Source organism: Ruegeria sp. AF3 (assembly GCF_056536285.1).
The window spans coordinates 2,358,945-2,385,574 of the sequence record NZ_JBQFJM010000001.1; the positions used below are offsets into that span (position 1 = coordinate 2,358,945).

Annotated in this window: 29 protein-coding genes; 19 read left to right on the top strand and 10 right to left on the bottom strand. The window is 56.6% G+C overall.

Annotated elements, in window-relative coordinates; all coding sequences use genetic code 11:
- Nucleotides 1-52: 52 nt before the first annotated feature.
- Nucleotides 53-1,015 carry a malate dehydrogenase gene (gene mdh, locus ACR3FC_RS11900; RefSeq protein ID WP_267363196.1) on the bottom strand — a complete coding sequence of 321 codons (963 nt, stop codon included), beginning with the start codon at nt 1,013-1,015 and terminating at the stop codon, nt 53-55.
- Nucleotides 1,016-1,176: 161 nt separating this feature from the next.
- Between mdh and ACR3FC_RS11905 the strand changes: the two genes are divergently transcribed.
- Nucleotides 1,177-1,932, top strand: a complete 756-nt coding sequence (locus ACR3FC_RS11905; RefSeq protein WP_480475086.1) for a sulfite exporter TauE/SafE family protein — start codon at nt 1,177-1,179, stop codon at nt 1,930-1,932.
- Here the strand turns inward: ACR3FC_RS11905 and ACR3FC_RS11910 are convergent, their stop codons facing one another.
- Nucleotides 1,933-2,238, bottom strand: a complete 306-nt coding sequence (locus ACR3FC_RS11910; RefSeq protein ID WP_480475088.1) for a hypothetical protein — start codon at nt 2,236-2,238, stop codon at nt 1,933-1,935.
- Between the two features lie 169 nt (nt 2,239-2,407).
- On the opposite strand from ACR3FC_RS11910, the gene ACR3FC_RS11915 reads away from it, so the two are divergent.
- The 12 genes from ACR3FC_RS11915 to ACR3FC_RS11970 all read left to right on the top strand — a co-directional run bounded on the left by ACR3FC_RS11915 (nt 2,408) and on the right by ACR3FC_RS11970 (nt 11,552).
- Complete coding sequence (locus tag ACR3FC_RS11915) at nt 2,408-3,265, top strand: HpcH/HpaI aldolase/citrate lyase family protein (protein ID WP_480475090.1); 858 nt, start codon at nt 2,408-2,410, stop codon at nt 3,263-3,265.
- A 6-nt stretch (nt 3,266-3,271) separates the two neighbouring features.
- Complete coding sequence (locus ACR3FC_RS11920) at nt 3,272-3,826, top strand: NnrU family protein (RefSeq protein ID WP_480475092.1); 555 nt, start codon at nt 3,272-3,274, stop codon at nt 3,824-3,826.
- Between the two features lie 12 nt (nt 3,827-3,838).
- Nucleotides 3,839-4,045 carry a DUF1737 domain-containing protein gene (locus ACR3FC_RS11925; RefSeq protein ID WP_209506521.1) on the top strand — a complete coding sequence of 69 codons (207 nt, stop codon included), beginning with the start codon at nt 3,839-3,841 and terminating at the stop codon, nt 4,043-4,045.
- Nucleotides 4,045-5,073: a MaoC family dehydratase gene (locus ACR3FC_RS11930; RefSeq protein ID WP_480475094.1), complete on the top strand. Its 1,029-nt coding sequence runs from the start codon at nt 4,045-4,047 to the stop codon at nt 5,071-5,073. The genes ACR3FC_RS11925 and ACR3FC_RS11930 overlap by 1 nt, the downstream gene beginning before the upstream one ends.
- A gap of 54 nt (nt 5,074-5,127) precedes the next feature.
- A complete protein-coding gene (locus tag ACR3FC_RS11935; protein ID WP_480475096.1) occupies nt 5,128-5,790 on the top strand; it encodes a DUF1194 domain-containing protein in 663 nt (220 codons plus the stop codon).
- Between the two features lie 215 nt (nt 5,791-6,005).
- A complete protein-coding gene (gene sdhC, locus ACR3FC_RS11940) occupies nt 6,006-6,392 on the top strand; it encodes a succinate dehydrogenase, cytochrome b556 subunit (protein WP_480475098.1) in 387 nt (128 codons plus the stop codon).
- 13 nt (nt 6,393-6,405) lie between these two features.
- A complete protein-coding gene (gene sdhD / locus ACR3FC_RS11945) occupies nt 6,406-6,777 on the top strand; it encodes a succinate dehydrogenase, hydrophobic membrane anchor protein (protein WP_480475100.1) in 372 nt (123 codons plus the stop codon).
- An 18-nt stretch (nt 6,778-6,795) separates the two neighbouring features.
- On the top strand, nt 6,796-8,601 hold the full coding sequence (gene sdhA, locus ACR3FC_RS11950) for a succinate dehydrogenase flavoprotein subunit (RefSeq protein WP_480475102.1): 1,806 nt from the start codon (nt 6,796-6,798) through the stop codon (nt 8,599-8,601).
- A gap of 96 nt (nt 8,602-8,697) precedes the next feature.
- The gene (locus tag ACR3FC_RS11955) at nt 8,698-9,324 is read left to right on the top strand and encodes a sulfotransferase (protein ID WP_480475104.1); all 627 of its coding nucleotides are present in this window, start codon (nt 8,698-8,700) and stop codon (nt 9,322-9,324) included.
- Between the two features lie 31 nt (nt 9,325-9,355).
- The gene (locus ACR3FC_RS11960; RefSeq protein WP_117870326.1) at nt 9,356-10,135 is read left to right on the top strand and encodes a succinate dehydrogenase iron-sulfur subunit; all 780 of its coding nucleotides are present in this window, start codon (nt 9,356-9,358) and stop codon (nt 10,133-10,135) included.
- Between the two features lie 122 nt (nt 10,136-10,257).
- Nucleotides 10,258-10,398, top strand: coding sequence for a hypothetical protein (locus ACR3FC_RS11965; RefSeq protein WP_267363816.1), 141 nt, complete (start codon nt 10,258-10,260; stop codon nt 10,396-10,398).
- Nucleotides 10,399-10,688: 290 nt separating this feature from the next.
- Nucleotides 10,689-11,552 carry an urea carboxylase-associated family protein gene (locus tag ACR3FC_RS11970; RefSeq protein ID WP_480475106.1) on the top strand — a complete coding sequence of 288 codons (864 nt, stop codon included), beginning with the start codon at nt 10,689-10,691 and terminating at the stop codon, nt 11,550-11,552.
- A 24-nt stretch (nt 11,553-11,576) separates the two neighbouring features.
- On the opposite strand, the gene deoD is transcribed toward ACR3FC_RS11970, so the two are convergent.
- The 3 genes from deoD to ACR3FC_RS11985 form a co-directional block, all read right to left on the bottom strand.
- Complete coding sequence (gene deoD / locus ACR3FC_RS11975; protein ID WP_480475108.1) at nt 11,577-12,287, bottom strand: purine-nucleoside phosphorylase; 711 nt, start codon at nt 12,285-12,287, stop codon at nt 11,577-11,579.
- A gap of 17 nt (nt 12,288-12,304) precedes the next feature.
- Nucleotides 12,305-12,622, bottom strand: coding sequence for an H-NS histone family protein (locus tag ACR3FC_RS11980; RefSeq protein ID WP_480475110.1), 318 nt, complete (start codon nt 12,620-12,622; stop codon nt 12,305-12,307).
- Nucleotides 12,623-12,746: 124 nt separating this feature from the next.
- Nucleotides 12,747-14,807, bottom strand: a complete 2,061-nt coding sequence (locus ACR3FC_RS11985) for a methylmalonyl-CoA mutase family protein (protein ID WP_480475112.1) — start codon at nt 14,805-14,807, stop codon at nt 12,747-12,749.
- Nucleotides 14,808-14,858: 51 nt separating this feature from the next.
- Between ACR3FC_RS11985 and ACR3FC_RS11990 the strand changes: the two genes are divergently transcribed.
- From ACR3FC_RS11990 to ACR3FC_RS12015, 6 genes are all read left to right on the top strand, one after another.
- Entirely contained in the window at nt 14,859-16,223 is a 1,365-nt protein-coding gene (locus tag ACR3FC_RS11990; RefSeq protein WP_480475114.1) for a 1-acyl-sn-glycerol-3-phosphate acyltransferase, read from the top strand.
- A gap of 134 nt (nt 16,224-16,357) precedes the next feature.
- Nucleotides 16,358-17,641, top strand: coding sequence for a crotonyl-CoA carboxylase/reductase (gene ccrA, locus ACR3FC_RS11995; protein ID WP_480475116.1), 1,284 nt, complete (start codon nt 16,358-16,360; stop codon nt 17,639-17,641).
- Nucleotides 17,642-18,008: 367 nt separating this feature from the next.
- Entirely contained in the window at nt 18,009-18,728 is a 720-nt protein-coding gene (locus tag ACR3FC_RS12000) for a helix-turn-helix transcriptional regulator (protein ID WP_480475118.1), read from the top strand.
- Between the two features lie 82 nt (nt 18,729-18,810).
- Nucleotides 18,811-19,449, top strand: coding sequence for an acyl-homoserine-lactone synthase (locus ACR3FC_RS12005; RefSeq protein ID WP_480475120.1), 639 nt, complete (start codon nt 18,811-18,813; stop codon nt 19,447-19,449).
- Between the two features lie 60 nt (nt 19,450-19,509).
- Nucleotides 19,510-21,051, top strand: coding sequence for an ATP-dependent DNA helicase (locus tag ACR3FC_RS12010; RefSeq protein ID WP_480475122.1), 1,542 nt, complete (start codon nt 19,510-19,512; stop codon nt 21,049-21,051).
- Entirely contained in the window at nt 21,039-21,767 is a 729-nt protein-coding gene (locus ACR3FC_RS12015) for an SDR family oxidoreductase (RefSeq protein ID WP_480475124.1), read from the top strand. The genes ACR3FC_RS12010 and ACR3FC_RS12015 overlap by 13 nt, the downstream gene beginning before the upstream one ends.
- A gap of 3 nt (nt 21,768-21,770) precedes the next feature.
- On the opposite strand, the gene ACR3FC_RS12020 is transcribed toward ACR3FC_RS12015, so the two are convergent.
- The 5 genes from ACR3FC_RS12020 to ACR3FC_RS12040 all read right to left on the bottom strand — a co-directional run bounded on the left by ACR3FC_RS12020 (nt 21,771) and on the right by ACR3FC_RS12040 (nt 26,629).
- The gene (locus tag ACR3FC_RS12020; RefSeq protein WP_480475126.1) at nt 21,771-22,538 is read right to left on the bottom strand and encodes a TIGR02186 family protein; all 768 of its coding nucleotides are present in this window, start codon (nt 22,536-22,538) and stop codon (nt 21,771-21,773) included.
- 2 nt (nt 22,539-22,540) lie between these two features.
- Complete coding sequence (locus ACR3FC_RS12025; protein WP_480475128.1) at nt 22,541-23,461, bottom strand: sulfite exporter TauE/SafE family protein; 921 nt, start codon at nt 23,459-23,461, stop codon at nt 22,541-22,543.
- 91 nt (nt 23,462-23,552) lie between these two features.
- Nucleotides 23,553-24,476 carry a sulfite exporter TauE/SafE family protein gene (locus ACR3FC_RS12030; protein ID WP_480475130.1) on the bottom strand — a complete coding sequence of 308 codons (924 nt, stop codon included), beginning with the start codon at nt 24,474-24,476 and terminating at the stop codon, nt 23,553-23,555.
- Nucleotides 24,477-24,566: 90 nt separating this feature from the next.
- Complete coding sequence (locus tag ACR3FC_RS12035; RefSeq protein WP_480475132.1) at nt 24,567-25,535, bottom strand: ABC transporter permease; 969 nt, start codon at nt 25,533-25,535, stop codon at nt 24,567-24,569.
- Nucleotides 25,535-26,629 carry an ABC transporter permease gene (locus ACR3FC_RS12040; protein ID WP_480475134.1) on the bottom strand — a complete coding sequence of 365 codons (1,095 nt, stop codon included), beginning with the start codon at nt 26,627-26,629 and terminating at the stop codon, nt 25,535-25,537. Before ACR3FC_RS12040 ends, ACR3FC_RS12035 begins: the two co-directional genes overlap by 1 nt.
- Nucleotide 26,630 lies beyond the last annotated feature (1 nt).

The window sequence follows — 26,630 nt, forward strand, 5'->3', positions numbered from 1 at the left end:
TGAAAACCGGCCCATAATTGGGCCGGCCTCAAATTCGGATTGTCTGGCAGTTTTACGCCAACGAGCTGTCGATGCCTTTGCACGCCTCGATCAGGCCTTTCACGGCGTTGACCGAATTGTCGAAACCGGCTTGCTCGTCTTCGTTCAGCTTGATGTTTACGATGCGTTCGACGCCGCCTGCGCCAATGACTGTCGGCACCCCGACATAAAGGCCGTTAACGCCCAACTCACCGCTGCAGTACGCCGCACAAGGCAGAACACGCTTTTGGTCTTTCAGATAGGCTTCGGCCATTTCGATCGCCGAGGTGGCGGGCGCGTAATAAGCCGATCCGGTTTTCAGCAGGCCTACGATTTCGGCGCCACCATCACGGGTGCGCTGTACGATGGCGTCCAGCTTTTCTTGCGAGGTCCAGCCCATTTCAACCAGATCAGGCAGCGGGATACCGGCAACGGTCGAATATCGAACCGACGGCACCATGGTGTCGCCATGGCCGCCCAATACGAACGCGGTGACATCGCGCATCGAGACGTTGAACTCTTCCGACAGGAAATGCGCGAAACGTGCCGAATCCAGCACGCCAGCCATGCCGCAGACTTTGTTATGCGGCAGGCCCGAGAATTCGCGCAGCGCCCAGACCATGGCGTCCAGCGGGTTGGTGATGCAGATCACGAACGCATCGGGCGCATGTGCTGCGATACCTTCGCCGACCGACTTCATGACTTTCAGGTTGATGCCCAGCAGGTCATCGCGGCTCATGCCCGGTTTGCGGGCTACGCCTGCGGTCACGATGCAGACATCCGCGCCGGCGATATCGGCATAATCGCTGGTGCCTTTCATCGAGGCGTCAAAGCCTTCGGACGGGCCGGATTCGGCGATGTCGAGCGCCTTGCCTTGTGGCAACCCGTCAGCGATGTCAAACAGGACAACGTCACCCAGTTCTTTGACAGCTGCAAGATGCGCAAGCGTGCCGCCGATGTTCCCCGCGCCGATTAGCGCAATCTTGGGTCTGGCCATTTGGAATATCTCCGGTCGGTTTTGAAATCGCGGCTGTGCTAGTCGCTAAAACGGCATTAGGCAAGAGTTCTGCGACGTGGCATACAACCGCATACCGTTTGCGAGACCCTATGTGGTTGCGCTAAAGGGCCTTTGAGACAAGCCAAAACCGGGACCGGTGCATGTTTGAATTGAACCTGATGTTTTTTGCAGTGGCGATCCCGGCGGTGATTTTTGCGGGTATCTCGAAGGGTGGTTTCGGCTCGGGCGTGGCCTTTGCGTCATCATCGATTCTGGCCTTGATCCTAACACCTGGGCAGGCCCTGGCCCTGATGCTGCCGATTCTGATGGTGATCGATGTGGCCACTTTGGGCCCTTATTGGAAGCGGTGGAACTGGGGGGATGCGCGCCTGCTGATCCTGGGTGCTGTACCCGGTGTGGCAATGGGGGCATGGCTCTACCGTTCAACGGATGATGACCTGCTGCGCCTGCTGATAGGCGGCATCTCGGTCGGGTTCGTGATCTGGCACATCGCACAGTCAAAAGGCTGGGTGCGCGGGTTTGCCAGACGGTTGCCGCCCTCCGCTGGCCTGTTTGCAGGGCTGGTCGCGGGATTCACCAGCTTTGTCAGCCATGCCGGAGGCCCTCCGGCTGCCGTTTACCTGTTGTCCCAACGGCTGACCAAGACCGAGTTTCAAGCCAGTACGGTATTGGTCTTCTGGGTGATTAATATCGCGAAGTTTGTACCCTACGCTTATCTTGGCATGTTCACGTGGCAGACGGCATGGGCCGATATGCTGTTAACACCGTTTGCTGTTCTTGGTGCCTGGCTGGGCGTCCGTGCACATTTCATGTTGTCCGAACGCCTGTTCTTTGGAATTGCCTATGTGCTGCTGACCCTCACCGGCGGTAAGCTGATCTGGGACGCACTTACCTGATCAGGCGTTCGGGGGCAGCGCTTCGGCTACAGCCTCAAAAGCTTGCCCCGAAGCGACGAGGCAGGTGACCCCGTTGGGCAAGGTCACCGTGATGGTCCAGCTGCCGCTTTGAGTTGAGGCGAAAAGTTCCATGACCGCGCCTTGCTGGGCCAGACCAAAGCCCCTGCGCGTTTCGCCATAAGTGTCGGTCAACCTTTCCAGCACATCCTCTCGCGGTGCGCAGTTTTGCCCCTGGGCCTGTAACTGTTGTGCCGCCAGAACCATGATCCCAAGTCCCATCGTCATCTTGAACATTGTCTTTCGCATCCCGAATCCTTTCGGTTCCCTCTGCCGGTCAGGGTGCCGCGCAGGGGCCGAAATTCAGTTAAGGCAAAGCACGTTGCGTCGTGTTTGCTGCGGTGCGGCAATTTTGGGCTTGAACTTTCCGGTAAAAAATGCCCCATTCCGCGCAACTTTATTTCAATGGGAGTGGTCCATGGATCCTCGTCAGCGCCCCTATCGTTCGGTTCTCTATATCCCCGGGTCCCGGGACCGGGCTTTGGAAAAGGCCCGCACTCTGCCGGTAGATGCAATCATATTTGATCTGGAAGATGCGGTCGCAGCCGACGAAAAGGACAATGCGCGCGAAACGCTCAAGGCGGCTTTGGTTGCCGGAGGGTACGGATCACGCGTCAAGATTGTTCGGATCAACGGGTTAGACACCGAATGGGGCCGTGCGGATGCCGAGGCTGTGCGCGAAATGGATGCCGACGTTGTCCTGTTGCCTAAAGTGAATTCGGCGGCTGACGTAGACGCGCTGGCTGCGATCACCGGAGATTTGCCGATCTGGGCTATGATGGAAACCCCGCGTGGAATGCTGAACGCAGCAGAAATCGCCGCGCATCCGCTGATGGCCGGATTCGTGATGGGAACAAATGATCTGGCGAAAGAGCTGCAAACCCGCTTCCGCCCAGATCGCCTGCCGATGATGACCTCGTTAGGGCTGTGCTTGTTGGCTGCCAAGGCCGAAGGGCTGATCATCATCGACGGTGTTTACAACGCCTTCAAGGATGTCGAAGGTCTGGCGTTCGAATGTGCGCAAGGCCGCGATATGGGCTTTGATGGCAAAACGCTGATCCACCCGGCCCAGGTCGAAGTGGCAAATACCGCCTTCGCGCCATCGGATGATGAGATCGACCTGGCTCGCCGCCAGATCTCGGCCTTTGAAGAGACCGAAGCCCAAGGCCAAGGGGTCGCCGTTGTCGATGGCAAGATTGTCGAAAATCTGCACGTTGTAACTGCCCGCGAAATTCTGGCAAAAGCAGAGGCGATATTAGCTTTGCAAGCGGGGTAGGCCAGCATGGGCTTTGTTCTTCTGATCTTGGGTGTGGCGCTGTGGTGGGGGGCGCATCTGTTCAAACGTGTGGCACCTGAACGCCGCGCCGCAATGGGTAACGCGGGTAAAGGCGCTGTTGCCCTGGCTTTGGTCGCGTCGATCCTTCTGATGATCTTCGGGTATCGCATGACCGACTTCATCCATGTTTGGGCGCCGCCGACCTTTCTGATTCACGTCAACAATCTGTTGGTTTTGATCGCGATTTATTTGATGAGCCCTGCGGGCACAAAAGGCCGGCTGCTGTACAAGCTGCGCCACCCGATGCTGGGCGGGTTCAAACTGTGGGCTTTTGCGCACCTGTTGGTGAACGGCGATTTGGCTTCGATCATCCTGTTTGGTGGCCTTCTGGCCTGGGCGGTGGTCGAAGTCATTGTAATCAACAAGTCTGAACCCGAGTGGACCCCGGCAGAGCCTGGCACTTACGGCAAGGATGCGATGTTCTTTGTGGCTTCGATCGTTCTGATGGGAATTATCGGATACATCCATGGGCTGGTTGGCCCATCTCCGTTCGGCTCATAAGGATTTGATTTGATGTCGAAGCTTTATCGCTTGCTGACCGAAGAAGACACTTCGGCCTTCTGTCACAAGGTGTCCGACGCCCTTTCAAAGGGATGGGAGCTGTATGGTGACCCGGCGTACGCCTTTGATGCCAACGGCAATGTAATGCGTTGCGCGCAGGCCGTGACCAAAGAGGTCGAGGCCGACTATTCCCCCGACATGAAACTGGGACAGCAGTAATGGCAAAAACAAATCCGGGCCGATTTTTCGAGGACTATTCTGTCGGGCAGGTGTTGCAGCATGCAGTACCTCGCACCGTGACCGAGGGAGAGCGCGGCTTGTATCACGCGCTCTATCCCGCACGTCACGCGCTTTACTCCTCGGATGAATTTGCCCGGGACTGTGGGTTGCCGGAAAGCCCGATAGATGATCTGGCCGCGTTCCACATCGTGTTCGGCAAGACCGTGCCTGATGTTTCTCTGAACGCGGTTGCCAATCTGGGCTATGCCGAAGGTCGTTGGCTGAAACCTGTTTTTGCCGGCGATACGCTGCGATCCGTATCAGAGGTTATCGGCCTGAAGCAGAATTCCAACGGAAAAACCGGTGTTGTCTGGGTTCGTACCCGCGGGTTGAACCAGTTGGACGAGGTGGTTCTTGAATATGTGCGCTGGGTCATGGTGCGTAAGGCAAACATGGATGCACCCGCGCCCGAGACGGTTGTTCCCGATTTGAAGGCTGTGCTTGATCCGCAGGACCTGATCGTTCCGGAAGGGCTCGATTTTGCAAACTACGATTTTGCTCTCGCGGGCGAGCCGCACCGCTGGGGCGATTATGAGGTCGGTGAAACCATCGATCATGTGGACGGTGTCACCGTGGAAGAGGCCGAGCATATGCTGGCCACACGTTTGTGGCAGAACACCGCCAAGGTGCATTACGACCTGACGTTCCGTCCGGAAGGGCGGCTCATTTACGGTGGGCATGTAATCTCGATGGCGCGGGCATTGTCCTTCAATGGCCTTGCAAATGCGCAGATGATTGTCGGCTTGAATGGTGGCGCCCATGCTAACCCTTGTTTTGCGGGTGATACGATCAAGGCATGGTCCGAAGTTCTGGGCAAAGCGGAAACCGGGGTTCCCGGCATAGGCGCTGTGCGATTGCGTCTGGTCGCGACCAAGGGCGGTGATCCGTTCAAGCTGAAGAACGAAGAAGGGCGGTACCTGCCAGATGTTCTTCTGGATCTCGACTATTGGGCATTGATGCCCAAATAGGTGATCTGACGGATATGTGACGCCACGGCTTGCAAGGCGTGATAGGTTTGCACAATGAACCTGCTACGCGCGATATTGGCCAGCGTCACTCTGGCACCTGCGGCTCAGGCCTGCGATCTGGCCTTGGCTTTGGCTGTGGACGTTTCTGGTTCGGTCGATAGCAGCGAATATCGCATCCAGATGGATGGGTTGGCCGCAGGTTTGCGCGACCCGATCGTGTCCGAGGCACTGGTGCGGGGGCAGGCGCGGCTGATGCTGGTGCAGTGGACCGGCTCATCGCGCCAGCGGATCACTATCCCCTGGACCCGTATCGATAGCTTTGCCACGCTGGATCAGTTTGCAGACCGGGTCGCCGCCGATCCGCGCATCTGGCGGAATTTTTCGACGGCAATCGGCGAGGCGCTTCAAATGACCCTGAGTTCATTTGATTCGGTTTCCGACTGCCGACGGCATCTGATTGACCTGTCAGGGGACGGTGTGTCCAATGAAGGGATTGAACCTACACGGGTACATGCGGCCCTGCGCGCCGAGGGAATCGTTGTCAACGCGCTGGCTATTGAGGAAAGCGAACCGGACCTGACGGCATATTTCTTTGAGAATGTCATCGTGGGCGAAGGTGCCTTTGTCGTTTCTGCCACCGGGTTCGCGGATTACCCGGAACGAATTCGTCGAAAACTGCTGCGCGAAGTGACGCAGCAAACGGCAGACCTGAAATGACGGCTTGAGAGATTCGTGATCACATCTCTTCGGCCTTGAAAACGCTAACATTGACAGTGCGGAATGTGATATGTGATCACGAGATTATTTTGTGTGATCACATAATTGAATTATCCGTATAATTGAGCGCAATTTGATGGTTTTTGCACTCGCAGCACGTGACAGTGTCGCAAAAACCAGTAAAACGTTCGGTAGCCAACCGAAAAGGAGCCGCCATGGCCGATGTAAATCGGGGCAATCGCCCACTTTCGCCGCATCTGTCGATTTATCGCCCGCAGCTGACGTCGATCACGTCCATCCTGACGCGCATCACCGGTAACGCCCTTCTGCTCGCAGCTCTGTTGATCGTCTGGTGGTTTCTGGCCGCTGCAACCTCGCCCGAGGCCTTTGCCGTAGCGAATGGGGTAATAACCTCGATGCTTGGAGACCTTGTGATGGCGCTGTCCGTTTGGGGGCTTTGGTATCACACGCTGGCCGGTGTGCGGCATCTGATCTGGGACAATGCAGTTGGTCTGGATATTCCGACAGCGACCAAAATGGGTTGGGCTGTTGTTATCGGATCGGTCGTCTTGACCCTTCTGACCCTTGTCCTCGTCGCGTGATTGGAGGCCTGACATGCGTTATCTGACCGACCGCAAACGCGCCGCTGGACTTGGCTCGGCGAAATCCGGTACTGCCCATTTCTGGGCGATGAAAGTCAGCTCGGTTGCTTTGCTGATCCTTGTGCCGTTGTTTGTATTCACCTTTGGCCCGATCCTGGGCCAGCCATTCGAGGTCGTTCTCGACTACTACTCGCGACCTTTCCCTGCCATCGTGGCAGCACTGACGCTGGCGGTTGGCTTCAAACACTTCGCGGACGGTGCGCAGGTGATGCTTGAAGATTATGTTCACGGCACGCTTGAAAAGGTCCTGATCATTCTGTTGACCTGCTTGTCTTATGGCGCGGCTGCGGCTGGCATCTTTGCCGTCGCTCGCATTGCCCTTTAATTCCCGGAGCTGAAAGAAATGGCTGCATACGAATACGAAACGCATGAATATGACGTGGTCGTTGTCGGTGCCGGTGGGGCCGGTCTGCGGGCAACACTGGGTATGGCGGAACAGGGTCTTCGCACGGCTTGCGTAACCAAGGTTTTCCCAACCCGTTCGCATACTGTGGCCGCTCAGGGCGGTATCGCCGCGTCGTTGTCAAACATGGGGCCCGACCACTGGCAGTGGCACATGTACGACACTGTGAAAGGCTCGGATTGGCTGGGCGATACCGATGCGATGGAATACCTAGCTCGGGAAGCGCCCAAGGCTGTTTACGAACTGGAGCACTATGGCGTTCCGTTCAGCCGAACCGAAGAGGGTAAGATCTATCAACGCCCGTTTGGTGGTCACACCACTGAATTCGGCGAAGGCCCGGCAGTCCAGCGCACCTGTGCCGCTGCGGACAGGACCGGCCACGCGATCCTTCATACGCTGTATGGCCAGTCGCTGAAGAACAATGCCGAGTTTTATATCGAATACTTCGCCATCGACCTGATCATGTCCGATGACGGCCAGTGTCAGGGTGTTGTCTGCTGGAAGCTGGACGATGGCACGATGCATGTCTTCAATGCCAAGATGGTTGTGCTGGCGACCGGCGGGTATGGCCGCGCCTATTTCAGCGCGACCTCGGCCCATACCTGCACCGGTGACGGTGGCGGTATGGTGGCCCGCGCGGGCTTGGCGCTGCAGGATATGGAGTTCGTTCAGTTCCACCCGACCGGCATCTACGGATCGGGCTGCCTGATCACCGAAGGCGCGCGTGGCGAGGGCGGTTACCTGACCAACTCGGAAGGTGAACGGTTCATGGAGCGTTACGCCCCCCAGTACAAGGACCTCGCACCGCGCGATTACGTCTCGCGTTCGATGACCTTGGAAATCCGCGAAGGCCGTGGTGTCGGTGCGGAAGGGGATCATATTCACCTGAACCTCAGTCACCTCCCAGCCGAAGCTTTGGCAGAACGTCTTCCGGGCATTTCGGAAAGCGCCAAGATCTTTGCCGGCGTGGATGTCACCAAGGAACCGATCCCGGTTCTGCCAACCGTGCACTATAACATGGGCGGTATCCCCACAAACTATTGGGGTGAAGTTCTGAACCCAACGGCCGAGAACCCGACAGCTGTGGTTCCAGGTCTCATGGCAGTGGGCGAGGCCGGTTGCGCCTCGGTCCACGGTGCGAACCGCTTGGGCTCGAACTCGCTGATTGACCTTGTGGTCTTTGGCCGCGCGGCGGCGATCCGGGCAGGCAAAGTTGTGGATGCAGAAGCTGCGAACCCGGTTTTGAACCAGGCATCGGTCGATAAGGCCTTTGACCGGTTCGACGCGGTGCGCAACGCTAGCGGTTCCATCCCGACCGCCGAGTTGCGGCTTGAGATGCAGAAAACCATGCAGGCGGATGCTGCCGTGTTCCGTACCGCCAAGACCATGGCCGAAGGCGTCGAGAAGATGACGGCAATCGCTGCCAAGATGGGCGATCTGAAAGTCACCGACCGGTCGCTGGTCTGGAACAGTGACCTGATGGAAACGCTGGAACTGACCAACCTGATGCCCAACGCGCTGGCCACGATCGTCGGCGCAGAGGCGCGCAAGGAATCCCGTGGTGCCCACGCGCACGAGGATTTCTCTGCACGTGATGACGAAAACTGGCGTGTTCACACGGTTAGTCGGGTCGAAGGCAACAAGGTTGAGCTCAGCTATCGTCCCGTGATCGTCGATCCGCTGACGACCGAAGACGAAGGTGGCATCAGCCTGAAGAAAATCGCACCCAAGGCACGTACGTTCTGAAAGGCTCGGACAGCAGGCAATGGTGAGCAAGCGCCAAATACCCACGAAAACCGCAATGGCCATTGGCCAGTGGTCGGTCCGTGTCCGGTGCTTGTCATGACGGGCGAGGTCCTGCAATCCGGTTCAGGCTATCCCAAGATCATCCTGATCGGGCTGAACCGCTGTGCAACGACCTCGTTTCACAGGCTGTTCCAGAACAGCGGGATACCGTCAGTTCATTGGGAAGATGACCAGGGCCGAAACCTTGCGCACCGCATGTTGACCAACATAGCCATGGGGCGACGACCACTGGACGGGTTCGGAGCGGTGCGGGCCTTCACCGACATCGCTTTCGTCAGCGCACGCTTCATGCTGGACGGGGCGCGTTTCTTCCGTGAATTGCATGCGGCTTACCCGGACGCCTTTTTCTTGCTGAACACGCGCAATCGCGATGACTGGATCGCATCCCGTGCCAACCATTCCGGCGGTAGGTACCTTGAGCGATGCTGCAAGGCCAATGGACAAACGGCCGATGAAGTGAAACACGGCTGGGCACATATGTATGATGTGCACCATGCCGAAGTAGAAGCCTATTTCGACGGCAACCCGCGCTACCTGCGCTTTGATATCGACTGTGATGATCCGCAGCGCGTTGCGGACTGGCTCGCGGCGGATTTTGACGTGAACATCGCCCATTGGGGGCATTATAACCGAGGGGCGTCTCAGCGCGCCCGGACAGGCTGAAAGGCGGCCTTGTGCTGAATGGAGAATTGACATGGTTCAACTGACCCTGCCCAAAAATTCCCGGATTATCACCGGCAAGACTTGGCCAAAGCCGGATGGCGCGACCAATGTGCGAAAGTTCCAGATCTATCGCTGGAACCCGGATGACGGACAGAACCCCCGTGTCGATACCTACTTTGTCGATATGGACACGTGCGGGCCGATGGTTTTGGACGCGCTGATCAAGATCAAGAACGAAATCGACCCGACCCTGACATTTCGCCGGTCATGCCGTGAAGGCATCTGCGGCTCGTGCGCGATGAATATTGACGGGATCAACACGCTGGCCTGTATCTATGGCATGGATGAGATCAAGGGCGACGTGAAAATCTATCCGCTGCCGCATATGCCTGTGGTCAAGGACCTTATCCCTGATCTGACCCATTTCTATGCCCAGCATGCGTCGATCATGCCGTGGCTGGAAACCAAGACCAACCGTCCTGCAAAGGAATGGAAGCAGTCGATCGAAGATCGGAAAAAGCTGGATGGTCTCTATGAGTGTGTGATGTGCGCCAGCTGCTCGACCTCGTGCCCGAGCTACTGGTGGAACGGCGACCGGTATCTCGGCCCTGCTGCTCTGTTGCACGCATATCGCTGGATCATCGACAGCCGGGATGAGGCCACGGGTGAGCGTCTGGACGAGTTGGAAGATCCGTTCAAGCTCTATCGCTGCCACACCATCATGAACTGTGCCAAGACCTGCCCCAAAGGTTTGAACCCGGCCAAGGCGATTGCCGAGATTAAAAAGATGATGGTCGAACGCGCGGTATAAGCACCTGCGCCGAATTGCGGTAAGCGCATGTCGATCTTGCAAAATAAGGCGATGTGGCCCCGGCTACATTGCCTTATTTTTTGGTCAGGGAGGAGTGATGAGTTCGAGTCAGGATCACTCCAATGAATGCAAACACATCCAAACAAAAAATCGACGCAAAAGAGGCGCTGAAACTGCTGGAGCAGGCATGGGCCTACTACACGCCGGAACCGGTTAAAGCCGACAAAGAGCCCGAGCTGTTCGAATACGCAAACGCGGCCTGACCAAATGCGACAGCCCTTGAAAAACATTGGTCAATCGGCAAAGCAGAGGAATGCCTGTTCTTCTGCTTTTGTTGGCCGCCGGAGTGTTCGCCTATTTTTTCTGGCGCTCGCGTCATTCGACGCTGACACGTGATTGTCGCTGGCGACAGAACAGACGTCATGGCATCTGGCGGTGCAGCTATTGTGGAGCGGAAATCGCTGCGACGGACCAACCTATGCGATGCCTGAAGGCAAGTGAGCGTTGAAAATAGGGCTTTTCGCGAGCCAGAGAATCCGCCACTCTGCACGCCATGACCGGTTCTGAGAATACTGCCCGCCCCCCCGAAGATGCCGAAGCCCGTCGTTCGGTCGCCCCTGTTATTTGTTATCCGAACGATGCCTTGCCGCGACCAGATTTGCCCTGGATGAGATCTGTACGCCAACGGGCAGTCAAAACCGGCGAAGTCCTGGTTCCTCCGCGTGAGGCGCGCTGTTTCGATGTACCTGCCGGGCATTTCTTTCGCATCACATCGGTTCAAGGCCCGCAGGTTGGCGATTTGAACCTGTGGAACCGCAATGATTTGTCCGAGCGCTTTTATTCCGGGAAAACGCGGGCTCTGCATGGCACGCACCTGACCACCGGAGAGCGGATGTGGTCCAGTTTCCCACATCTGCGCCCGATGGCCACGATCATAGCGGATACACTGGAATGGTACGGGATCGATACCCATGGGGGGTCGGTTCATGACGTGATTGGCACGCGTTGTGATCCATATACGGGCAATTTGCTGTCCGGCACGCAGTATCATCATTGCTGCCATTCCAACCTGACCCGCGCGTTGGCGGATCATCTGAATATCCCGATGGATGAGGCCGAACCCGCGGTGCACGACGTTCTGAACGTCTTCATGTGTACCGGTTTCACTCGGGATACAGGTCAGTATTTCATGAAAGCGTCGCCCGTTCGCCCCGGCGACTATCTGGAATTCTTTGCCGAGATCGATCTGCTTGGCAATCTCAGCGCCTGTCCGGGTGGGGATTGCTCGTCCGAGCATTCCTCGGACACAGCCGCGTGTTATCCCTTGTTGGTCGAAACATTTGCCGCGACGGTCACAGACCTGGATGGTTGGGAAAGCCCGGCGCGCAATGGCTATGATCGCACGCACGGGCGTTAGGATCGGCGGGTACCCACCTTACCGCTAGTTGCCCGGGAATGCGGCCTGTAGCGCGATTTCCACCATGTCTCCAAAGCTGCTTTCACGTTCCGAGGATGGCAGAGCCTCTCCCGTCAGAAGGTGATCGGAAACGGTGAGAACTGCCAGAGCACGGCATTTGTGGCGCGCTGCAAGGATATAGAGCTCGGCCGCCTCCATTTCGACGCCGAGAATCCCGTGTCGCACCATCTGTTCATTCAGGTCCGGGCGCTCATCATAGAAAACGTCCGAAGAATAAATCCCGCCGACATGGGTAGGGGTTGCTTTGGCAGCCGCCGCCTTTGCGGCCGCCTGCAACAAACTCCAATCGGCGCAGGGTGCAAAGTTCAGTTCTTTCATGATACCGCGTGACGGCGTACTCAGCGTTGTTGACGTCATTGCCAGAATGACGTCTCGAATTTTTACGCTGTCCTGCATTCCGCCACACGACCCAATTCGGATCAGGGTTTTTGCGCCGTAATCGCGAATTAACTCGTTTACGTAAATGGAGAGCGAGGGCATTCCCATGCCGCTGCCCTGTATCGTTACAGGATTTCCCTTCCAATTTCCGGTAAACCCAAGCATCCCCCGAACGTTATTGACTTGCTTCACATCGTCCAAAAAAGTCTCGGCCGCCCATTTCGCCCGATAAGGATCTCCGGGTAATAGAACAGTTTCTGCAATTTCGCCTTTTTCAGCGCCGATATGAATTGTCATTGTTTGTTCCGCTCCGATCAGATTTCAAGATCGGAAATATCGGCACCCGCCTGCAACGCGTCATGCACCCATTTCGGCTTGCGGCCACGACCTGTCCAGGTTTGTTCCGGATTGGCAGGGTTGCGGTATTTTTCTTTTGTTTTCGTGTTCTTGGATGCGCGGGGTGCGTCGCCTGAAAGCTCGGACAGCGAGTATCCGAATTCCGCGGCAGCCTTTTCTGCGGCTTTCAAAGCCTCACGGCGCTCGCGTTTTTCGGCTCCTACCAAGGCTTTTTCGACATCGTGACGCAATGCCAAAAGGTCTTTACGCGACATCTGTTCAAGATTGATCCCCATCATTCATCTCCGAAGGATATTATTTAAGGTGCACTTGAGCGCGCACCGTAATTCTAACGAATGGTTTATTCCATCCCAAATATCAAAAGGGAAGAAACGGGGAATTAAGGGTCTAAAACCTCAGTTACTCGGCTGCGAGGTTTTTGGGGTCAACCAGTGTTACGATATCGCTCATGATCGCATTAAGTTCAAAGTTTTTGGGGGTGTAAACCTTGGCTACACCCATGGCTTTCAATTTTGCGGCATCGTCATCCGGAATAATTCCGCCGACAACCACGGGAATGTGAGACAAGCCAGCCTTCTGCAGCCGATCCATCACATCTTCGACCAAAGGCAGATGGCTACCGGACAGGATCGACAACCCGATGACATGTGCGTCATCGTCGCGGGCTGAGGTGACAATTTCTTCCGGGGTCAGCCGGATACCCTCATAGCTGATATCCATGCCGCAGTCGCGGGCACGGAACGCGATTTGTTCGGCGCCGTTGGAATGGCCGTCCAATCCCGGTTTTCCAACCAGAAATTTCAGGCGTCGCCCCAGTTTGTCGCTGACGGCATCAACCGCCGCGCGCAGGTCATCCAACCCTTCGGTTTTGTTCGAGACCGATCCGGAAACGCCGGTCGGACCACGATAAGTGCCGAAGACCTTGCGCATCTCTTCGGCCCATTCGCCGGTGGTCACACCCGCCTTGGCAGCGGCAATGGACGGCTCCATGACGTTTGCTCCTGTCTGAGCCGCTTGGCGCAACGCCGCCAAGGTCGCTGCAACAGCCGCTTCGTCCCGCTCAGCCCGCCACGCATTCAAGCGGTCGATCTGTTCCTGTTCCACGGCAGGATCAACGACCATGATGCCGCCATCTTCAGTCTGAAGGGGGGAAGCCTCGCCTTCCATCCATTTGTTCACGCCGACCACGACGGTTTCGTTGCGTTCGATCCGGTTCAGACGTTCGGCGTTGGAATCCACAAGGCGGGATTTCATATACTCAATAGACGCAACCGCACCGCCCATCGAATCCAGGTTCGCCAGCTCTGCCCGCGCGCCTGCTTTCAATTCTTCGACCTTGGCATCAACAGCCGGGTTGCCATCGAACAGGTCATCGAATTCCAACAGATCAGTTTCATAGGCCAGAATTTGCTGCATCCGCATGGACCATTGCTGGTCCCAGGGGCGTGGCAGGCCAAGTGCCTCGTTCCATGCAGGCAACTGCACCGCGCGGGCGCGCGCGCTTTTCGACAGCGTCACGGCCAGCATTTCAATCAGGATACGGTACACGTTGTTCTCTGGCTGCTGTTCGGTCAGGCCCAGTGAGTTTACCTGCACACCATAGCGGAAGCGGCGGAACTTTGGGTTCTCAACACTATACCGCTGTTGCAGAATTTCATCCCAAAGATCAACAAACGCGCGCATTTTGCACATTTCGGTAACAAAACGGATTCCTGCATTCACGAAAAACGAAATCCGACCACACAGTGCCGGAAAATCTTCGACCGGAACACGGGGGCGCAGCTCGTCCAGCACGGCAATGGCTGTTGCCATCGCATAAGCAAGTTCTTGTTCCGGTGTCGCGCCTGCCTCTTGCAGGTGATAGGAACACACATTCATCGGGTTCCACTTGGGGACATTGGAATAGCAATACTCAGCCACGTCTGCGATCATCTTCAGCGACGGTTTTGGCGGGCAAACATAAGTGCCCCGGCTCAGATATTCCTTGATCAGGTCGTTCTGGACCGTGCCCTGCAATTTGGAAACGTCAGCGCCTTGTTCCTCGGCCGCGGCGATGTAAAGGGCTAGCAACCAAGGGGCGGTCGCGTTGATCGTCATTGACGTGTTCATCTGTTCCAGCGGAATCTGATCGAACAAAACCCGCATATCGCCCAGATGGCAGACGGGCACCCCGACTTTGCCAACTTCGCCACGTGCCAACGTGTGGTCACTGTCATATCCGGTCTGGGTGGGCAGATCGAAGGCAACCGAAAGACCGGTTTGCCCTTTGGCGAGGTTGCCTCGATAAAGCGCGTTCGAGGCCTTGGCGGTGGAATGACCGGCATAGGTCCGGATGAGCCAGGGGCGATCTTTCTGCATCTGCGTCATGAAGGGGCCTCGCGTTTCGGTGGGCAATAAAATTACGTCCTGAGGTTCTAAAGCGCAATTTTCGGGACATGTCAATTCGCTGCGTTGCGGCATCCTGCAATTGTTCAGATTGTGAGCAGCTGCGATTGGTGGCAAGGTGCGGCCATGACGCAAACCGTGGAACTTCCGCTTTGGCTTTTTGTGCTGATCGTGGTCTTTGCCATGGTTACTTTCGCTTCACATTTTCTGTTCCCGTCAGTCCGATGGTTTTTCCGCCGCCGGTTGGAACGTGCCGTGGCGCGTTTGAACCAGCGCCTGCAACGTCCGATCCAACCGTTCAAGCTGGCCCGTCGGCACGACATGATTCAACGGCTGATTTATGATCCGCAGGTTGGTAAAGCGGTTCAGCATCACGCCCTCGAAACTGGAATACCCGAAGCCGTTGCGTCCGAGCAGGCACGCCGCTATGCCCGCGAGATCGTGCCGTCCTTTTCCGCCTTCGCCTATTTCAGTTTTGCGATCCGGCTAGCCCGGCTGTTAAGCAACACGTTCTACGAGGTGCGGCTTAGCTACGAGGACGAAGACGCGGTCAGGACAATCGACCCTGATGCAACCGTTGTTTTTGTGATGAACCACAGAAGCAATATGGACTACGTATTGGTTACATATCTGGCGGCCCCGCACTCTGCTTTATCCTACGCAGTAGGAGAATGGGCGCGGGTTTGGCCGCTGAGCCGGTTGATCCGGGCAATGGGGGCCTACTTTATCCGGCGCAAGTCAGGCAGCGAGCTCTACCGGCAGGTTTTGTCCACCTATGTGCGCCATGCGACCGAAGCCGGTGTTACGCAAGCCATGTTTCCAGAAGGTGGTTTAAGCCTGACAGGAGCGCTCGCCCGCCCAAAGCTTGGATTGCTCAAGTATATAATGGATGGGACGACGTCGCAGGGGCGTGATGTCGTATTCGTTCCTGTCGCTTTGAATTATGACCGTGTGCTCGAAGACACCATTCTGACCCGTGCGGCACTGGGAAAAGAGCGTCGTTTTCGGGCCCGGATCGGGGTCATCACGCGTTGGATTCTCAAACAGTTCTGGCGGCGAGTGATCGGGCGTTACAAGCGGTTTGGGCTGGCATCGGTCCGGTACGGAATCCCGATTTCTCTGAAAGAGTTCCGGGCCAAGGGCAGTGATGACATGATGACCGATCTGGCGCGCACATTGATGCAGCGTATCCAGAACGCGATCCCGTTGGTCCCGGCCCCTGCGGCTTGTTTGCTGATACGTGACAATGGGCCGATGGCGGAACAGGATCTGCGGTCCTGTATTCAGGCGATGATGGAACGTGACGGTAAGCAGACCCAAGACAATGCGTCGGCCATATCAAGCGCTTTGGATCAGTTGATTGAACGACGGATACTCAAGCGGCAGGGGCATGTTCTTTCCGAATCTGGGCAACGCGGTGATTTGCTGGAGTATTATGCAGCATCTGTACCGGTTTCCGCGCGCCCTTCTGTTTCTGCGTATGCAAAATAATTTCTGCAACCGCTGGGTCATAAAATTACAATTTAGCATCAAAAACGGTTGCAATATTTCGCGATGGCCAATATTTCATCTGATAAAGCACGCGATTCTGCGTCGCGGCAAAAGTATTGAAAAAGGAGGCCAGCATGGCTTTGGACACCGAAACCGGTATCGCGTCGTATGAGGCACCTGAAAAAGACCTCTATGAAATGGGTGAGATCCCTCCGATGGGATATGTCCCGAAACAAATGTACGCATGGGCCATCCGAAAGGAACGCCATGGCGAGCCAAACACTGCGATGCAGCAGGAAGTGGTCGATGTACCCACGCTGGACAGCAATGAGGTACTTGTTCTGGTGATGGCAGCAGGCGTTAACTACAACGGTGTCTGGGCTGCACTGGGCCAGCCGATCAGCCCCTTCGATGGCCACAAGGCACCGTACCATGTCGCAGGCTCTGATGCATCGGGTATCGTCTGGGCTGTTGGTGACAAGGTCAAGCGCTGGAAGGTTGGCGATGAAGTTGTTATCCACTGCAACCAGGACGATGGCGACGACGAAGAATGCAACGGCGGCGACCCAATGTACTCGACCAGTCAGCGGATCTGGGGCTATGAAACACCTGACGGCTCGTTCAGCCAGTTCACACGCGTGCAAGCTCAGCAGTTGATGCCGCGCCCCAAGCACCTGACCTGGGAAGAAGCGGCGTGCTACACGCTGACACTCGCGACAGCTTACCGTATGCTGTTTGGTCACGAACCGCACGACCTGAAACCGGGTCAGAACGTTCTGGTCTGGGGTGCCTCGGGCGGTCTGGGGTCTTATGCTATCCAGTTGATCAACACAGCCGGGGCAAACGCGATCGGGGTGATTTCGGACGAAAGCAAGCGCGATTTCGTCATGGGTCTGGGCGCAAAAGGGGTTTTGAACCGCCGCGACTTTAATTGCTGGGGCCAACTGCCCACGGTCAATACGCCTGAATACGCCGAGTGGTTCAAAGAGGCCCGCAAGTTCGGCAAGGCGATCTGGGATATCACCGGCAAGGGCAACAATGTCGACATGGTGTTCGAGCATCCGGGCGAAAGCACCTTCCCGGTCTCGACCTTCGTGGTGAAAAAAGGCGGCATGGTTGTGATTTGTGCGGGGACGTCCGGGTTCAACTGCACATTCGACGTACGTTACATGTGGATGCACCAGAAACGCCTGCAGGGTTCGCATTTTGCCCATCTGAAACAAGCGGCAGCGGCGAACAAGCTGATGGTCGAGCGCCGTCTGGACCCCTGTATGTCCGAGGTGTTTGCCTGGAACGACCTTCCGGAAGCACATATGAAAATGCTGCGGAATGAACACAAGCCGGGCAACATGTCTGTGCTTGTTCAGGCGCCGCGTACCGGGCTGCGCACACTCGAAGAAGTTTTGGACGCAGGCTGAAACAGTTCAGGACCTTAGACAAAAACCACCCGCGAATCGCACTGCCGGTTCGCGGGTGGTTTGCTGTTTGCAGACCTTTTTCATGGTTTCAAATGCTTGCGATTATTACTCCCGCTATTTTTGGGGAGTAGAAACCGGTGAATAGGTCGAAAAAGATCATACATGTTATGGTTGTGTTAACGCTTCGTTAACTGTTTCAGAGAGACCCTGATGGCGCAAAATGAGTGGATATTGGACGTACTATCGGACCTCAACGCTTTTGCCGTTGCGAATGGGTTGAGCGCGCTTGCAGAACAGCTTGATGATACAAGGCTGATTGCGGCGGCCGAGATCGCGTCCCTGAAGAACGAGGCACGGGCGCCCGCGGATGGGAACGAAAACCGATTTGGGTCAAATCCTTCAGGATTTGGAAAACACCAGCACGCTTGAAGAGCTCAGCACCGTCGCCGAATGTCTGCGAGACATTTTGAAGGTCGCACATCTGACATATCACTGGGTTGACGGCGCAGGGGACCAATACGGGTATACGACGTACTCAGACGCCTGGGACGAACGATACAGGGAAAAAAACTATCATCGTATTGATCCTGTAATTCTGGGGTGTTTCCAGCGATTTCACCCAGTTGACTGGAAGTCTCTGGACTGGTCCAGCAAGGTGGCCAAATCATTCCTTCAGGATGCCCACGACCATGGGGTCGGCAATCAGGGATACTCGATCCCGATCCGAGGGCCAAACGGCCAGTTCGCTCTTTTTACCGTTAACCATAGTTGCGACGATCAAACTTGGCAGACCTTCATCTCGACCTTCGGGCGCGAGTTGATTCTTGTTGCGCACTATATCAATCGCAAAGCGCTGGAGTTTGAAAAAGACAGGCAACCGGATGCAACGCGCGGCCTGTCGCCCCGAGAAATTGACGCAATTACCCTTTTGGCACTGGGTTACAGCCGCGCTCAGGTGGCGCATTCCCTGTCGATTTCCGAACACACGTTACGCGTTTACATTGAAAGCGCCCGGTCGAAACTCGGAGCCCTTAACACGACCCACGCAATCGCAACGGCACTCAGCCGGGGATTAATAGTCGTTTAAGTGCAAAGCGTCCTCAAAACGCAATATTAACCACGACTCTGTACCCCCTTCGTTCCTGCACAGGACGACAAGGGGAATAGTCATGTTGCGTTATCTATATGCCGATGAGTTACACAGATTTCCGACTCTGGCTGAGGGGATGTTCAAGGATCGCGCAGATCAGTTCAAAACCCGGTTGGGGTGGGATGTCCATGTCAACAAAAAAGGAGAAGAGCGGGATGAGTACGACGACCTCAACCCGCTTTATGTCATCTGGGAAGAACCGGATGGCAGCCATGGCGGGTCGATGCGGGTATTGCCGACAACAGGCCGGGTAATGATCAATGAGGTGTTTGGGCATCTCAACGGCGGCAAGCCGATTTGCAGCCCGCTGATCTGGGAGGTGACCCGGTTCTGCCTGTCCCGCACAGCCAGCCCGCACACTGCCGGGGCCATCATGCTAAGCGGGGGCGAGATGATGGAAGGCTTTGGCCTGACGCATATTGCCGGTGTTTTTGATGCCCGTATGATCCGGATCTATCGTCTGATCGGGTCGTCCCCCAAGGTTCTTGGAACCCAAGGCAAAGGGCGTGACCAGATCTCGGTTGGGTTGTGGCCCTATTCAGCGGATGATTGCAACCGCGTGGCTGAACGGGCAGGGATCCCGCGTGAGCTTTCGCGCATGTGGTTCAAGGCGGCTTTCGGGCGATCCAAACTGCACCGATTTGCCTTGTCTGCCTAAGGACCGGAAAACGCAATTCCGCATCTGGTGATGGTTGGCGCGGCCCTGTAGGGTCGCGCCATGTCTTTGCCCAACGTGACCTTCTCAGATGATCAGGCCGCCGCGTATGACAGCATCGCCGAGATGCTGCGCTCAGCCGGTGTCGACCTGGAGGACGATGCCCTTCTCAAACTGCCGGGGGCAGGGAAGTCTGGCGTGATGGCTGTCATCGGCAAGGCCGGGTCCGGCAAAACGTTGCTACTGGCCGAACTTTACAAAGCGCTGGCGGAGACCGGTGTTCAGGTCGTGTCCGGTGACTACGAAAGTCGTAAATCCAGAGACAAGCGCAGCCTTGCCATTCTGGCCCCCACAAACAAAGCCGCAAGTGTTCTGCGCCTTCGCGGTGTTCCGGCAACTACTATTCACCGCATCCTTTATACGCCGGTCTATGACCCAGAATACGAGCGTATCGCCGAGTGGCTGGCCGGAAATGATGAGCGCCCCGAGATCGAAGGTCTGACAGACGAAGCTTTGGACCGTGCTGCTGCGTTTTATCGTAACAACAAATCGATTCCCGGAGCGCTGGCCGCTGCCGGATTGCGCGGTTCGGACTTCATTACAGGTTGGAAACGCCGCGAGGAACCGCTGGACATCGGGTTTGTCGACGAGGCGTCGATGCTGGATGATCGTCAGTTCGAAGACCTGAAAGAGATATTCCCGACCCTTCTGCTGTTCGGTGATCCCGCACAGCTGGCTCCGGTCAATCAGTCCGGTAGCATGGTGTTTGAAGCCTTGCCCGAACCACGAAAGCTGACGCTTCAGCGGGTACATCGGCAAGACGCGGATAACCCGATCCTGGACCTGGCGCACGCTCTTGCCAATCCGTCGATGGGATTTGAAGAATTTGAGCGTTTGGTCGAAGACACCGCCCGCCGGGATGACAGGGTCGTTTGGGGGCAGCGGGTCGAAGTTGATCTGATGGCGCGCAGCCCGGTTCTGGTCTGGCGTAACGCCACGCGCATTCGTTTGATACAGGCGTTCAGGCAAGTTCATGGCGCACCGGATACGGAGCTTTTGGAAGGTGAGCCGCTGATCTGCGACGGGATCGAGTTGCCGTTGAAGCACCGCAAAAAGCGGTTGGATCTTGAGGCGCGCGGCCTGATCAAGGGGGCCCAGGTTGTCTATCTTGGCCCCGGTCGCAAGCCGGGGTTTTCTCGCTTGCATGTGATCGGGGCCGAAGACCCACAGGTCAGCGCCGCGTCGATTGTCCAGATCGAAAAACCGGATGAGGAAGAGCCCTTCATTCCTTTTGCCGCTCGTATGGGGGCGACGTTTTTGCACGGGGCTGCGGTGACGATACACAAGGCACAAGGATCACAGTGGGACACGGTTCAGGTGTTTGCCCCTGACATTTACGCCGCCGCCCGGATGGGCCGTACTGAGGCCGGGCAGCCTTTGTGGAAGCGTTTGGCTTATGTCGCGATCACCCGCGCACAGGAGCGTTTGATCTGGGTGGTTCGCAATCGATTGTCAAAACCCACCCACCCGTTGCAGATAGATGATTTGCGCGCGGTCCCCGCAGTTTCACTCGCACTGGAGGCAGAAGAGACATGGGTTCCATAATCGTAACTGGTGCAAGCTCTGGCATCGGTCGGGCCACCGCCGAGCTTTTTCTGGCGCAGGGCTGGACGGTCGGGCTGCTGGCGCGCAGCGCGGACAAGCTGAATGCCCTCGCGCAAGAATACCCGGCGGCCATAGCAATGCCCGCCGATGTGACCGACCCGGACGCAGTCAAACAAGCGTTCCACGCCTTCATGGATCGGACAGGGCGACTTGATGTTCTGTTTAACAACGCTGGTATTTTTGCCCGCGGGGGCACAATCGACGAAATCGCGTTGGACGATTGGTATCAAACCGTCAACGTCAACTTGAACGGTATGTTTCTATGCGCGCGTGAGGCCTTTGGGATCATGCGTTATCAAAGCCCGCAGGGCGGGCGGATCATCAATAACGGCTCGATTGCAGCGCATGTTCCGCGCCCGAATTCTGTACATTATTCGGCGACCAAACATGCCATTACGGGGCTGACGCGCAGCCTTTCACTAGATGGACGATCCTTTGGAATTGCATGTGGTCAGATCGATATCGGCAACGCACGCACACAGATGGTTCAGGATCTGGTGGATGCGGCGCAGGCGGCAGGCCAGACGCCGGACCCAACCATGGCGGTTGAGGATGCCGCGCGGTCCGTTCTGCATATGGCCACCCTGCCGCCCGAGGCGAATGTGCAGTTCATGACGGTCATGGCCACGACCATGCCCTATATCGGCAGGGGGTGAGTGTCAGTTTTCCCGCAACAGTCGGAACGCTGTCGACGCGCCCCAACCCGCGGCAATTGCGATAACCAATGACATCAGCCCGTACCAAACGGGTTGCTGACGGGACATATTGTACAGAAACCGCTCCAACCCGACTTTACGGACGTCGATTTTGGTTTCGTATTGCGATACAACCTCTCCTCCGCGGGTCAGGAAGATCCGGGCGGAATAATCCCCTTCGGTCAGGTCCGCGGGCATGTCGATTGACGTTCGGAACAAAGTTTGTTCGTCCACGGCCACTGTGTTCTCGCGGATGGAATACAGCTGTTCAGATTCACGGATACGGATCACGGCATCTGCAAAATCCTGAGCACCACGGATGTGCATCGCCGCTCCGACCGACCGGATCGCGCGTTCGATCGAAATGCGGTGACGCAGGTCTTCGGTATCGGTCAGAATTTGATCCAACGGTTCGCTGGTGGCAACTGCGTAGAAACTTGGTGCCAGGTCGACCAGAACGCTATCTGTGTTTACCCAAATCCCTAGCTTTCGCTCTTTGCGGCGAACCGTTACGGGCTCGGACGGGCCTGCAACCGCTACAATAACCGCGACTGGTGGGCCTGGCGGAATGGGTGATTCCCGTTTGATGGCCCCGAAAATGAGGATCTCAGACCCGTCAAAGTCGGCAGTGATCGCAACACGATCCTGGCTGAGGCCCAGGACGACCTGCTCTTCATCGGCTGCGGCGGGCAGGCAGAGCAGGCACAAAGCGGCAAAGACATAGCGCAGCATTCTTAATGCCCCCCGCTGTTGCCAAGCGAATAAAGCTCGGATGGTTCAAGAAGCAAATCAAGGGCCAGTTTACCGCAGACGACCAGAACCAGCGCCGCCAACAGAACGCGAAGCTGTTCAGCCGGCATGCGCGATCCGATTACGGTTCCGATCTGGGCGCCAATGACGCCCCCGACCAGCAGCAAAACCGCCAGGACAATGTCCACGGTATAGTTGGTGGTCGCGTGCAGCATCGTGGTAAATGCGGTTACGAAGATGATCTGAAACAACGATGTGCCGACAACGACTTTCGTGGGCATTCCCAGCAGGTAAATCATCGCCGGGACCATGATGAAGCCGCCACCGACCCCCATAATCGCGGACAAGACCCCGACGCTTAGACCAACTACAACCGGTGGAATGACCGAGATATAAAGACCTGATGTGCGAAAGCGCATCTTGAAGGGCATCGAATGAACCCAGCCACGTTGGCGGCGCTTGGCTGGCGCTGCCCCGCCTTTCTTGGCTTTGCGCAGCGCCCTCAAGCTTTCGATGAACATCAGGCTGCCAATGATACCAAGGAAGACCACGTAACAAAGAGTTACCAGAAGGTCGACCTGGCCCAGGCTTTTTAGATAGTTAAAGACAACAACGCCCAATGCAGCCCCGACTAGACCGCCTGTCAACAAAACCGTACCCATCTTGAGGTCAACGGTCTTTCGTCGAAAATGGGCCAGCACCCCGGAAAAGGACGATGCAACAATCTGATTGGCCTCTGTCGCAACCGCAACAGCCGGTGGTATGCCAATGAAAAACAGCAGCGGCGTCATGAGAAACCCGCCGCCGACCCCGAACATCCCCGACAGAATTCCAACCATTCCACCCAGACCAAGGAGTAGAAATGCATTTACCGAGACTTCGGCTATGGGCAGGTAAATATGCATGATACCGTCACTTTGCGCTGGGTCTTGGCTTGCCTTCTATCAAACTCGAATTCAAGAGCGGTTATTGTCGCGTGGTACGGGGAAAACAACATCATACCCCTCCAGGCTCTGCCAGAGAAAAGATCTCCAACGGCGGCAATAGAAGGTCAAATCCGATCTTTCCGGCAACGCCCATGACCAGCAACGCCAACAAAATGCGCAGCTGTTCGGCTTTCAGACGTGCACCGATCTGCGTCCCCAATTGCGCGCCCAGAACACCGCCAAGCAACAAGAACAGGGCAAGCACTATGTCGACGCTGAAATTTGTCGACGCATGTATCATGGTTGTGAAACCGGCGACGAAAATGATCTGGAACAGGGATGTCCCGATAACCACTTTGGTCGGAATGCCAAGAACATAGATCATCGCGGGTACCATGATGAACCCGCCGCCGACACCCATGATCGCCGACAGGATGCCAACACCAAACCCGACCAGTGCAGGTGGTATGACCGAGATGTACAGGCTTGATGCCCGAAACCGCATCTTGAAGGGCAGTGCGTGAACCCATGTACGCTGGCGTCGCTTGGGGGCAGGTTGATACCCAGGCTTTCTGGCTTTTCGGATGGCGGCAAGGCTTTCAATGAACATCAGGGTTCCGATGGCCCCCAGAAACACGACATAGCAAATCTGTACAGCCAGATCGACCTGTCCGAGATGCTTGAGAAAATTGAAAACCACCATACCCAGGGCCGCGCCAAACAACCCTCCGGTCAGCAGAACGCTTCCCATTTTCAGGTCCACGGTCTTGCGCCTGAGATGCGCCAACAATCCCGAAATGGAAGAAGCGACAACCTGATTGGCTGATGTCGCAACGGCAACCGCCGGGGGAATGCCGATAAAAAACAGCAGCGGAGTGATCAAAAATCCTCCGCCGACACCGAACATGCCAGATAAAACACCGACGACCCCACCGATCCCCAACAGCAGGAATGGGCTGACAGAAACTTCGGCTATGGGAAGGTATACGTGCATACCCTCTTAGAACGGTTGCGGCATGCAAAATCAACTCTGCATGCCGCCTTGCAGCGAACAGGACTGAAACTCCATTCGGAACTGGCCTTATCAGCGCTCTTTGATGTAGGGCTCTCCGCCTGCCCGTGGTGGCACGGCCTTGCCGACAAAACCGGCCAGAATAACAACTGTCAGGATATAGGGCAGGGCGTCCATCACCTGGACCGGAATCACTACGCCACCAAGATCGATGTTTTGGAACCGAAGTGCTACCGCCTGAAGCAGGCCAAACAGCAAACAGGCCCACATGGCGTGCCACGGGCGCCATTTGGCAAAGATCAAGGCGGCCAGCGCAATAAAGCCACGACCAGCGGTCATTTCCTTGACGAACCCCGCCTGCAAAGCCGTCGCCAGATAAGCGCCCGCGATACCACAAAGTACGCCACAGATCGCGACGGCTGCGAAGCGCAGGCCAACCACGGATACACCTGCCGTGTCGACGGCTGCCGGGTTTTCACCCACAGCCCGCAGGCGCAGGCCGAACCGTGTGCGGAAAAGCACCCACCACGTTGCTGGAACCATCAGGAATGCCACATAAACAAGGATCGAATGGCCCGAGAGCAGTTCGGAATAGATCGGGCCGACAATCGGAACCCCTCCAAGCGCATCGGCAAATGGAAAGTTGATAGGCTCGAACCGGCCGCCACCAAAGAGCGAGGGCGTTCGACCGCCCTGTTGGAACCAGCTTTGGGCGACAAGCACTGTCAGGCCCGAGGCGAGAAAGTTTATTGCGACACCCGAAATCAGCTGGTTGCCCCGGAAGGTTATCGATGCCAACCCGTGCAGCCCTGACAGCGCCAATGAGGATCCGATGCCTGCCAGCAAGCCCAGCCAGACTGAACCCGTAACCGCCGCGACAGCCGCAGAAAAGAACGCGGCCACCAGCATTTTGCCTTCCAGCCCGATGTCGAAAATGCCAGCCCGTTCCGAATACAGACCGGCCAAACAGGCCAGCAAAAGAGGCGTGGATAGGCGGATGGTCGAATCCAGAACCTGGATGAGGGTTACAAAGAAGTCCATTACTCTGCCCTCTTCCGCATACCAAGGAACAGTTTCTCAAGCGGCATCCGTACCATGTTGTCCAGCGCACCGGTGAACAGGATCACCAGCGCTTGAATGACTACGATCAGCTCGCGCGGGATCGATGCCCACAGGGCCAGTTCCGCCCCGCCCTGATACAGGAACCCGAACAAAAGCGCGGCCAGCAATACGCCGAAAGGATGTGAGCGCCCCATAAGGGCCACGGCAATCCCGATGAACCCAGCGCCTTCGGTCGAGTTCAGGACAAGGCGCTCCGCCTCGCCCATGACGTTATTGATGGCCATCAAACCTGCCAGCGCACCCGAGATCAGCATCGCAACAATAGTAATGCGAACCGGTGAGATACCGGCATAGACCGCGCCGGTTTCAGAGTGGCCATAAGCTCGGATTTCATAGCCCAGCCGGGTCCGCCAGATCAGCGCCCAGACGACGACACAGGCCAGCAACGCGATGAAGAATGTAATGTTTACCGGAGCCCCCCGGAACACCACGTTTTCTGCGGTCGAGAACATTGACTGGAAAGTTGGCAGATGGACGGTTTCGGGGAATCGCGCGGTTGCCGGGTCCTGCGACCCTTGCGGGCGCATGATGTTGACCAACATGTAGTTCAGAAAGGCAGCGGCAATGAAATTGAACATGATCGTGGTAATCACGATATGGCTGCCGCGCTTGGCCTGAAGATAGGCTGGGATAGCGGCCCAAAACGCACCGAACAGCATTGATGCCGCGCAGGCCGCAAGCAATGCAATGCTCCAATGCGGCCAGTCGACGTACAGGCAAACCATGGCCACCCCAAGACCGCCCAACATCGCCTGACCTTCGCCACCAATGTTGAACAAGCGGGCGTGGAATGCGACGGCGACCGCAAGGCCGGTAAACATGAAATTTGTCGCGTAATAGAGCGTATAGCCCCAGCCATAGGTTGACCCCAACGCGCCTGTTACCATCAGCTTAACAGCTTCGACGGGGTTTTCTCCGATGGCGAGGATGACCAGCGCAGACAGGAAAGCGGCCAGCAACAGACTGATCAGCGGGATCAGAACGACATCGGCCCATTTAGGCATTTTTTCCATC

Excerpts from the sequence above, each read along its gene's own strand:
- ACR3FC_RS11915 (WP_480475090.1), top strand. The coding sequence starts at position 2,408 with ATGGATCCTCGTCAGCGCCCCTATCGTTCGGTTCTCTATATCCCCGGG.
- ACR3FC_RS12005 (WP_480475120.1), top strand. The coding sequence starts at position 18,811 with ATGTTGCGTTATCTATATGCCGATGAGTTACACAGATTTCCGACTCTG.
- ccrA (WP_480475116.1), top strand. The coding sequence starts at position 16,358 with ATGGCTTTGGACACCGAAACCGGTATCGCGTCGTATGAGGCACCTGAA.
- deoD (WP_480475108.1), bottom strand. The coding sequence starts at position 12,287 with ATGACAATTCATATCGGCGCTGAAAAAGGCGAAATTGCAGAAACTGTT.
- ACR3FC_RS11980 (WP_480475110.1), bottom strand. The coding sequence starts at position 12,622 with ATGGGGATCAATCTTGAACAGATGTCGCGTAAAGACCTTTTGGCATTG.
- mdh (WP_267363196.1), bottom strand. The coding sequence starts at position 1,015 with ATGGCCAGACCCAAGATTGCGCTAATCGGCGCGGGGAACATCGGCGGC.
- ACR3FC_RS11990 (WP_480475114.1), top strand. The coding sequence starts at position 14,859 with ATGACGCAAACCGTGGAACTTCCGCTTTGGCTTTTTGTGCTGATCGTG.
- ACR3FC_RS12035 (WP_480475132.1), bottom strand. The coding sequence starts at position 25,535 with ATGGACTTCTTTGTAACCCTCATCCAGGTTCTGGATTCGACCATCCGC.
- ACR3FC_RS11920 (WP_480475092.1), top strand. The coding sequence starts at position 3,272 with ATGGGCTTTGTTCTTCTGATCTTGGGTGTGGCGCTGTGGTGGGGGGCG.
- ACR3FC_RS11965 (WP_267363816.1), top strand. The coding sequence starts at position 10,258 with ATGAATGCAAACACATCCAAACAAAAAATCGACGCAAAAGAGGCGCTG.
- ACR3FC_RS11960 (WP_117870326.1), top strand. The coding sequence starts at position 9,356 with ATGGTTCAACTGACCCTGCCCAAAAATTCCCGGATTATCACCGGCAAG.
- ACR3FC_RS11910 (WP_480475088.1), bottom strand. The coding sequence starts at position 2,238 with ATGCGAAAGACAATGTTCAAGATGACGATGGGACTTGGGATCATGGTT.
- ACR3FC_RS11925 (WP_209506521.1), top strand. The coding sequence starts at position 3,839 with ATGTCGAAGCTTTATCGCTTGCTGACCGAAGAAGACACTTCGGCCTTC.
- ACR3FC_RS11970 (WP_480475106.1), top strand. The coding sequence starts at position 10,689 with ATGACCGGTTCTGAGAATACTGCCCGCCCCCCCGAAGATGCCGAAGCC.
- ACR3FC_RS11955 (WP_480475104.1), top strand. The coding sequence starts at position 8,698 with ATGACGGGCGAGGTCCTGCAATCCGGTTCAGGCTATCCCAAGATCATC.
- ACR3FC_RS12030 (WP_480475130.1), bottom strand. The coding sequence starts at position 24,476 with ATGCACGTATACCTTCCCATAGCCGAAGTTTCTGTCAGCCCATTCCTG.
- ACR3FC_RS12025 (WP_480475128.1), bottom strand. The coding sequence starts at position 23,461 with ATGCATATTTACCTGCCCATAGCCGAAGTCTCGGTAAATGCATTTCTA.
- ACR3FC_RS12040 (WP_480475134.1), bottom strand. The coding sequence starts at position 26,629 with ATGGAAAAAATGCCTAAATGGGCCGATGTCGTTCTGATCCCGCTGATC.
- sdhA (WP_480475102.1), top strand. The coding sequence starts at position 6,796 with ATGGCTGCATACGAATACGAAACGCATGAATATGACGTGGTCGTTGTC.
- ACR3FC_RS12020 (WP_480475126.1), bottom strand. The coding sequence starts at position 22,538 with ATGCTGCGCTATGTCTTTGCCGCTTTGTGCCTGCTCTGCCTGCCCGCC.
- ACR3FC_RS11930 (WP_480475094.1), top strand. The coding sequence starts at position 4,045 with ATGGCAAAAACAAATCCGGGCCGATTTTTCGAGGACTATTCTGTCGGG.
- sdhD (WP_480475100.1), top strand. The coding sequence starts at position 6,406 with ATGCGTTATCTGACCGACCGCAAACGCGCCGCTGGACTTGGCTCGGCG.
- ACR3FC_RS11985 (WP_480475112.1), bottom strand. The coding sequence starts at position 14,807 with ATGCCGCAACGCAGCGAATTGACATGTCCCGAAAATTGCGCTTTAGAA.
- ACR3FC_RS12000 (WP_480475118.1), top strand. The coding sequence starts at position 18,009 with ATGGGAACGAAAACCGATTTGGGTCAAATCCTTCAGGATTTGGAAAAC.
- ACR3FC_RS12010 (WP_480475122.1), top strand. The coding sequence starts at position 19,510 with ATGTCTTTGCCCAACGTGACCTTCTCAGATGATCAGGCCGCCGCGTAT.
- ACR3FC_RS11935 (WP_480475096.1), top strand. The coding sequence starts at position 5,128 with ATGAACCTGCTACGCGCGATATTGGCCAGCGTCACTCTGGCACCTGCG.
- ACR3FC_RS12015 (WP_480475124.1), top strand. The coding sequence starts at position 21,039 with ATGGGTTCCATAATCGTAACTGGTGCAAGCTCTGGCATCGGTCGGGCC.
- sdhC (WP_480475098.1), top strand. The coding sequence starts at position 6,006 with ATGGCCGATGTAAATCGGGGCAATCGCCCACTTTCGCCGCATCTGTCG.
- ACR3FC_RS11905 (WP_480475086.1), top strand. The coding sequence starts at position 1,177 with ATGTTTGAATTGAACCTGATGTTTTTTGCAGTGGCGATCCCGGCGGTG.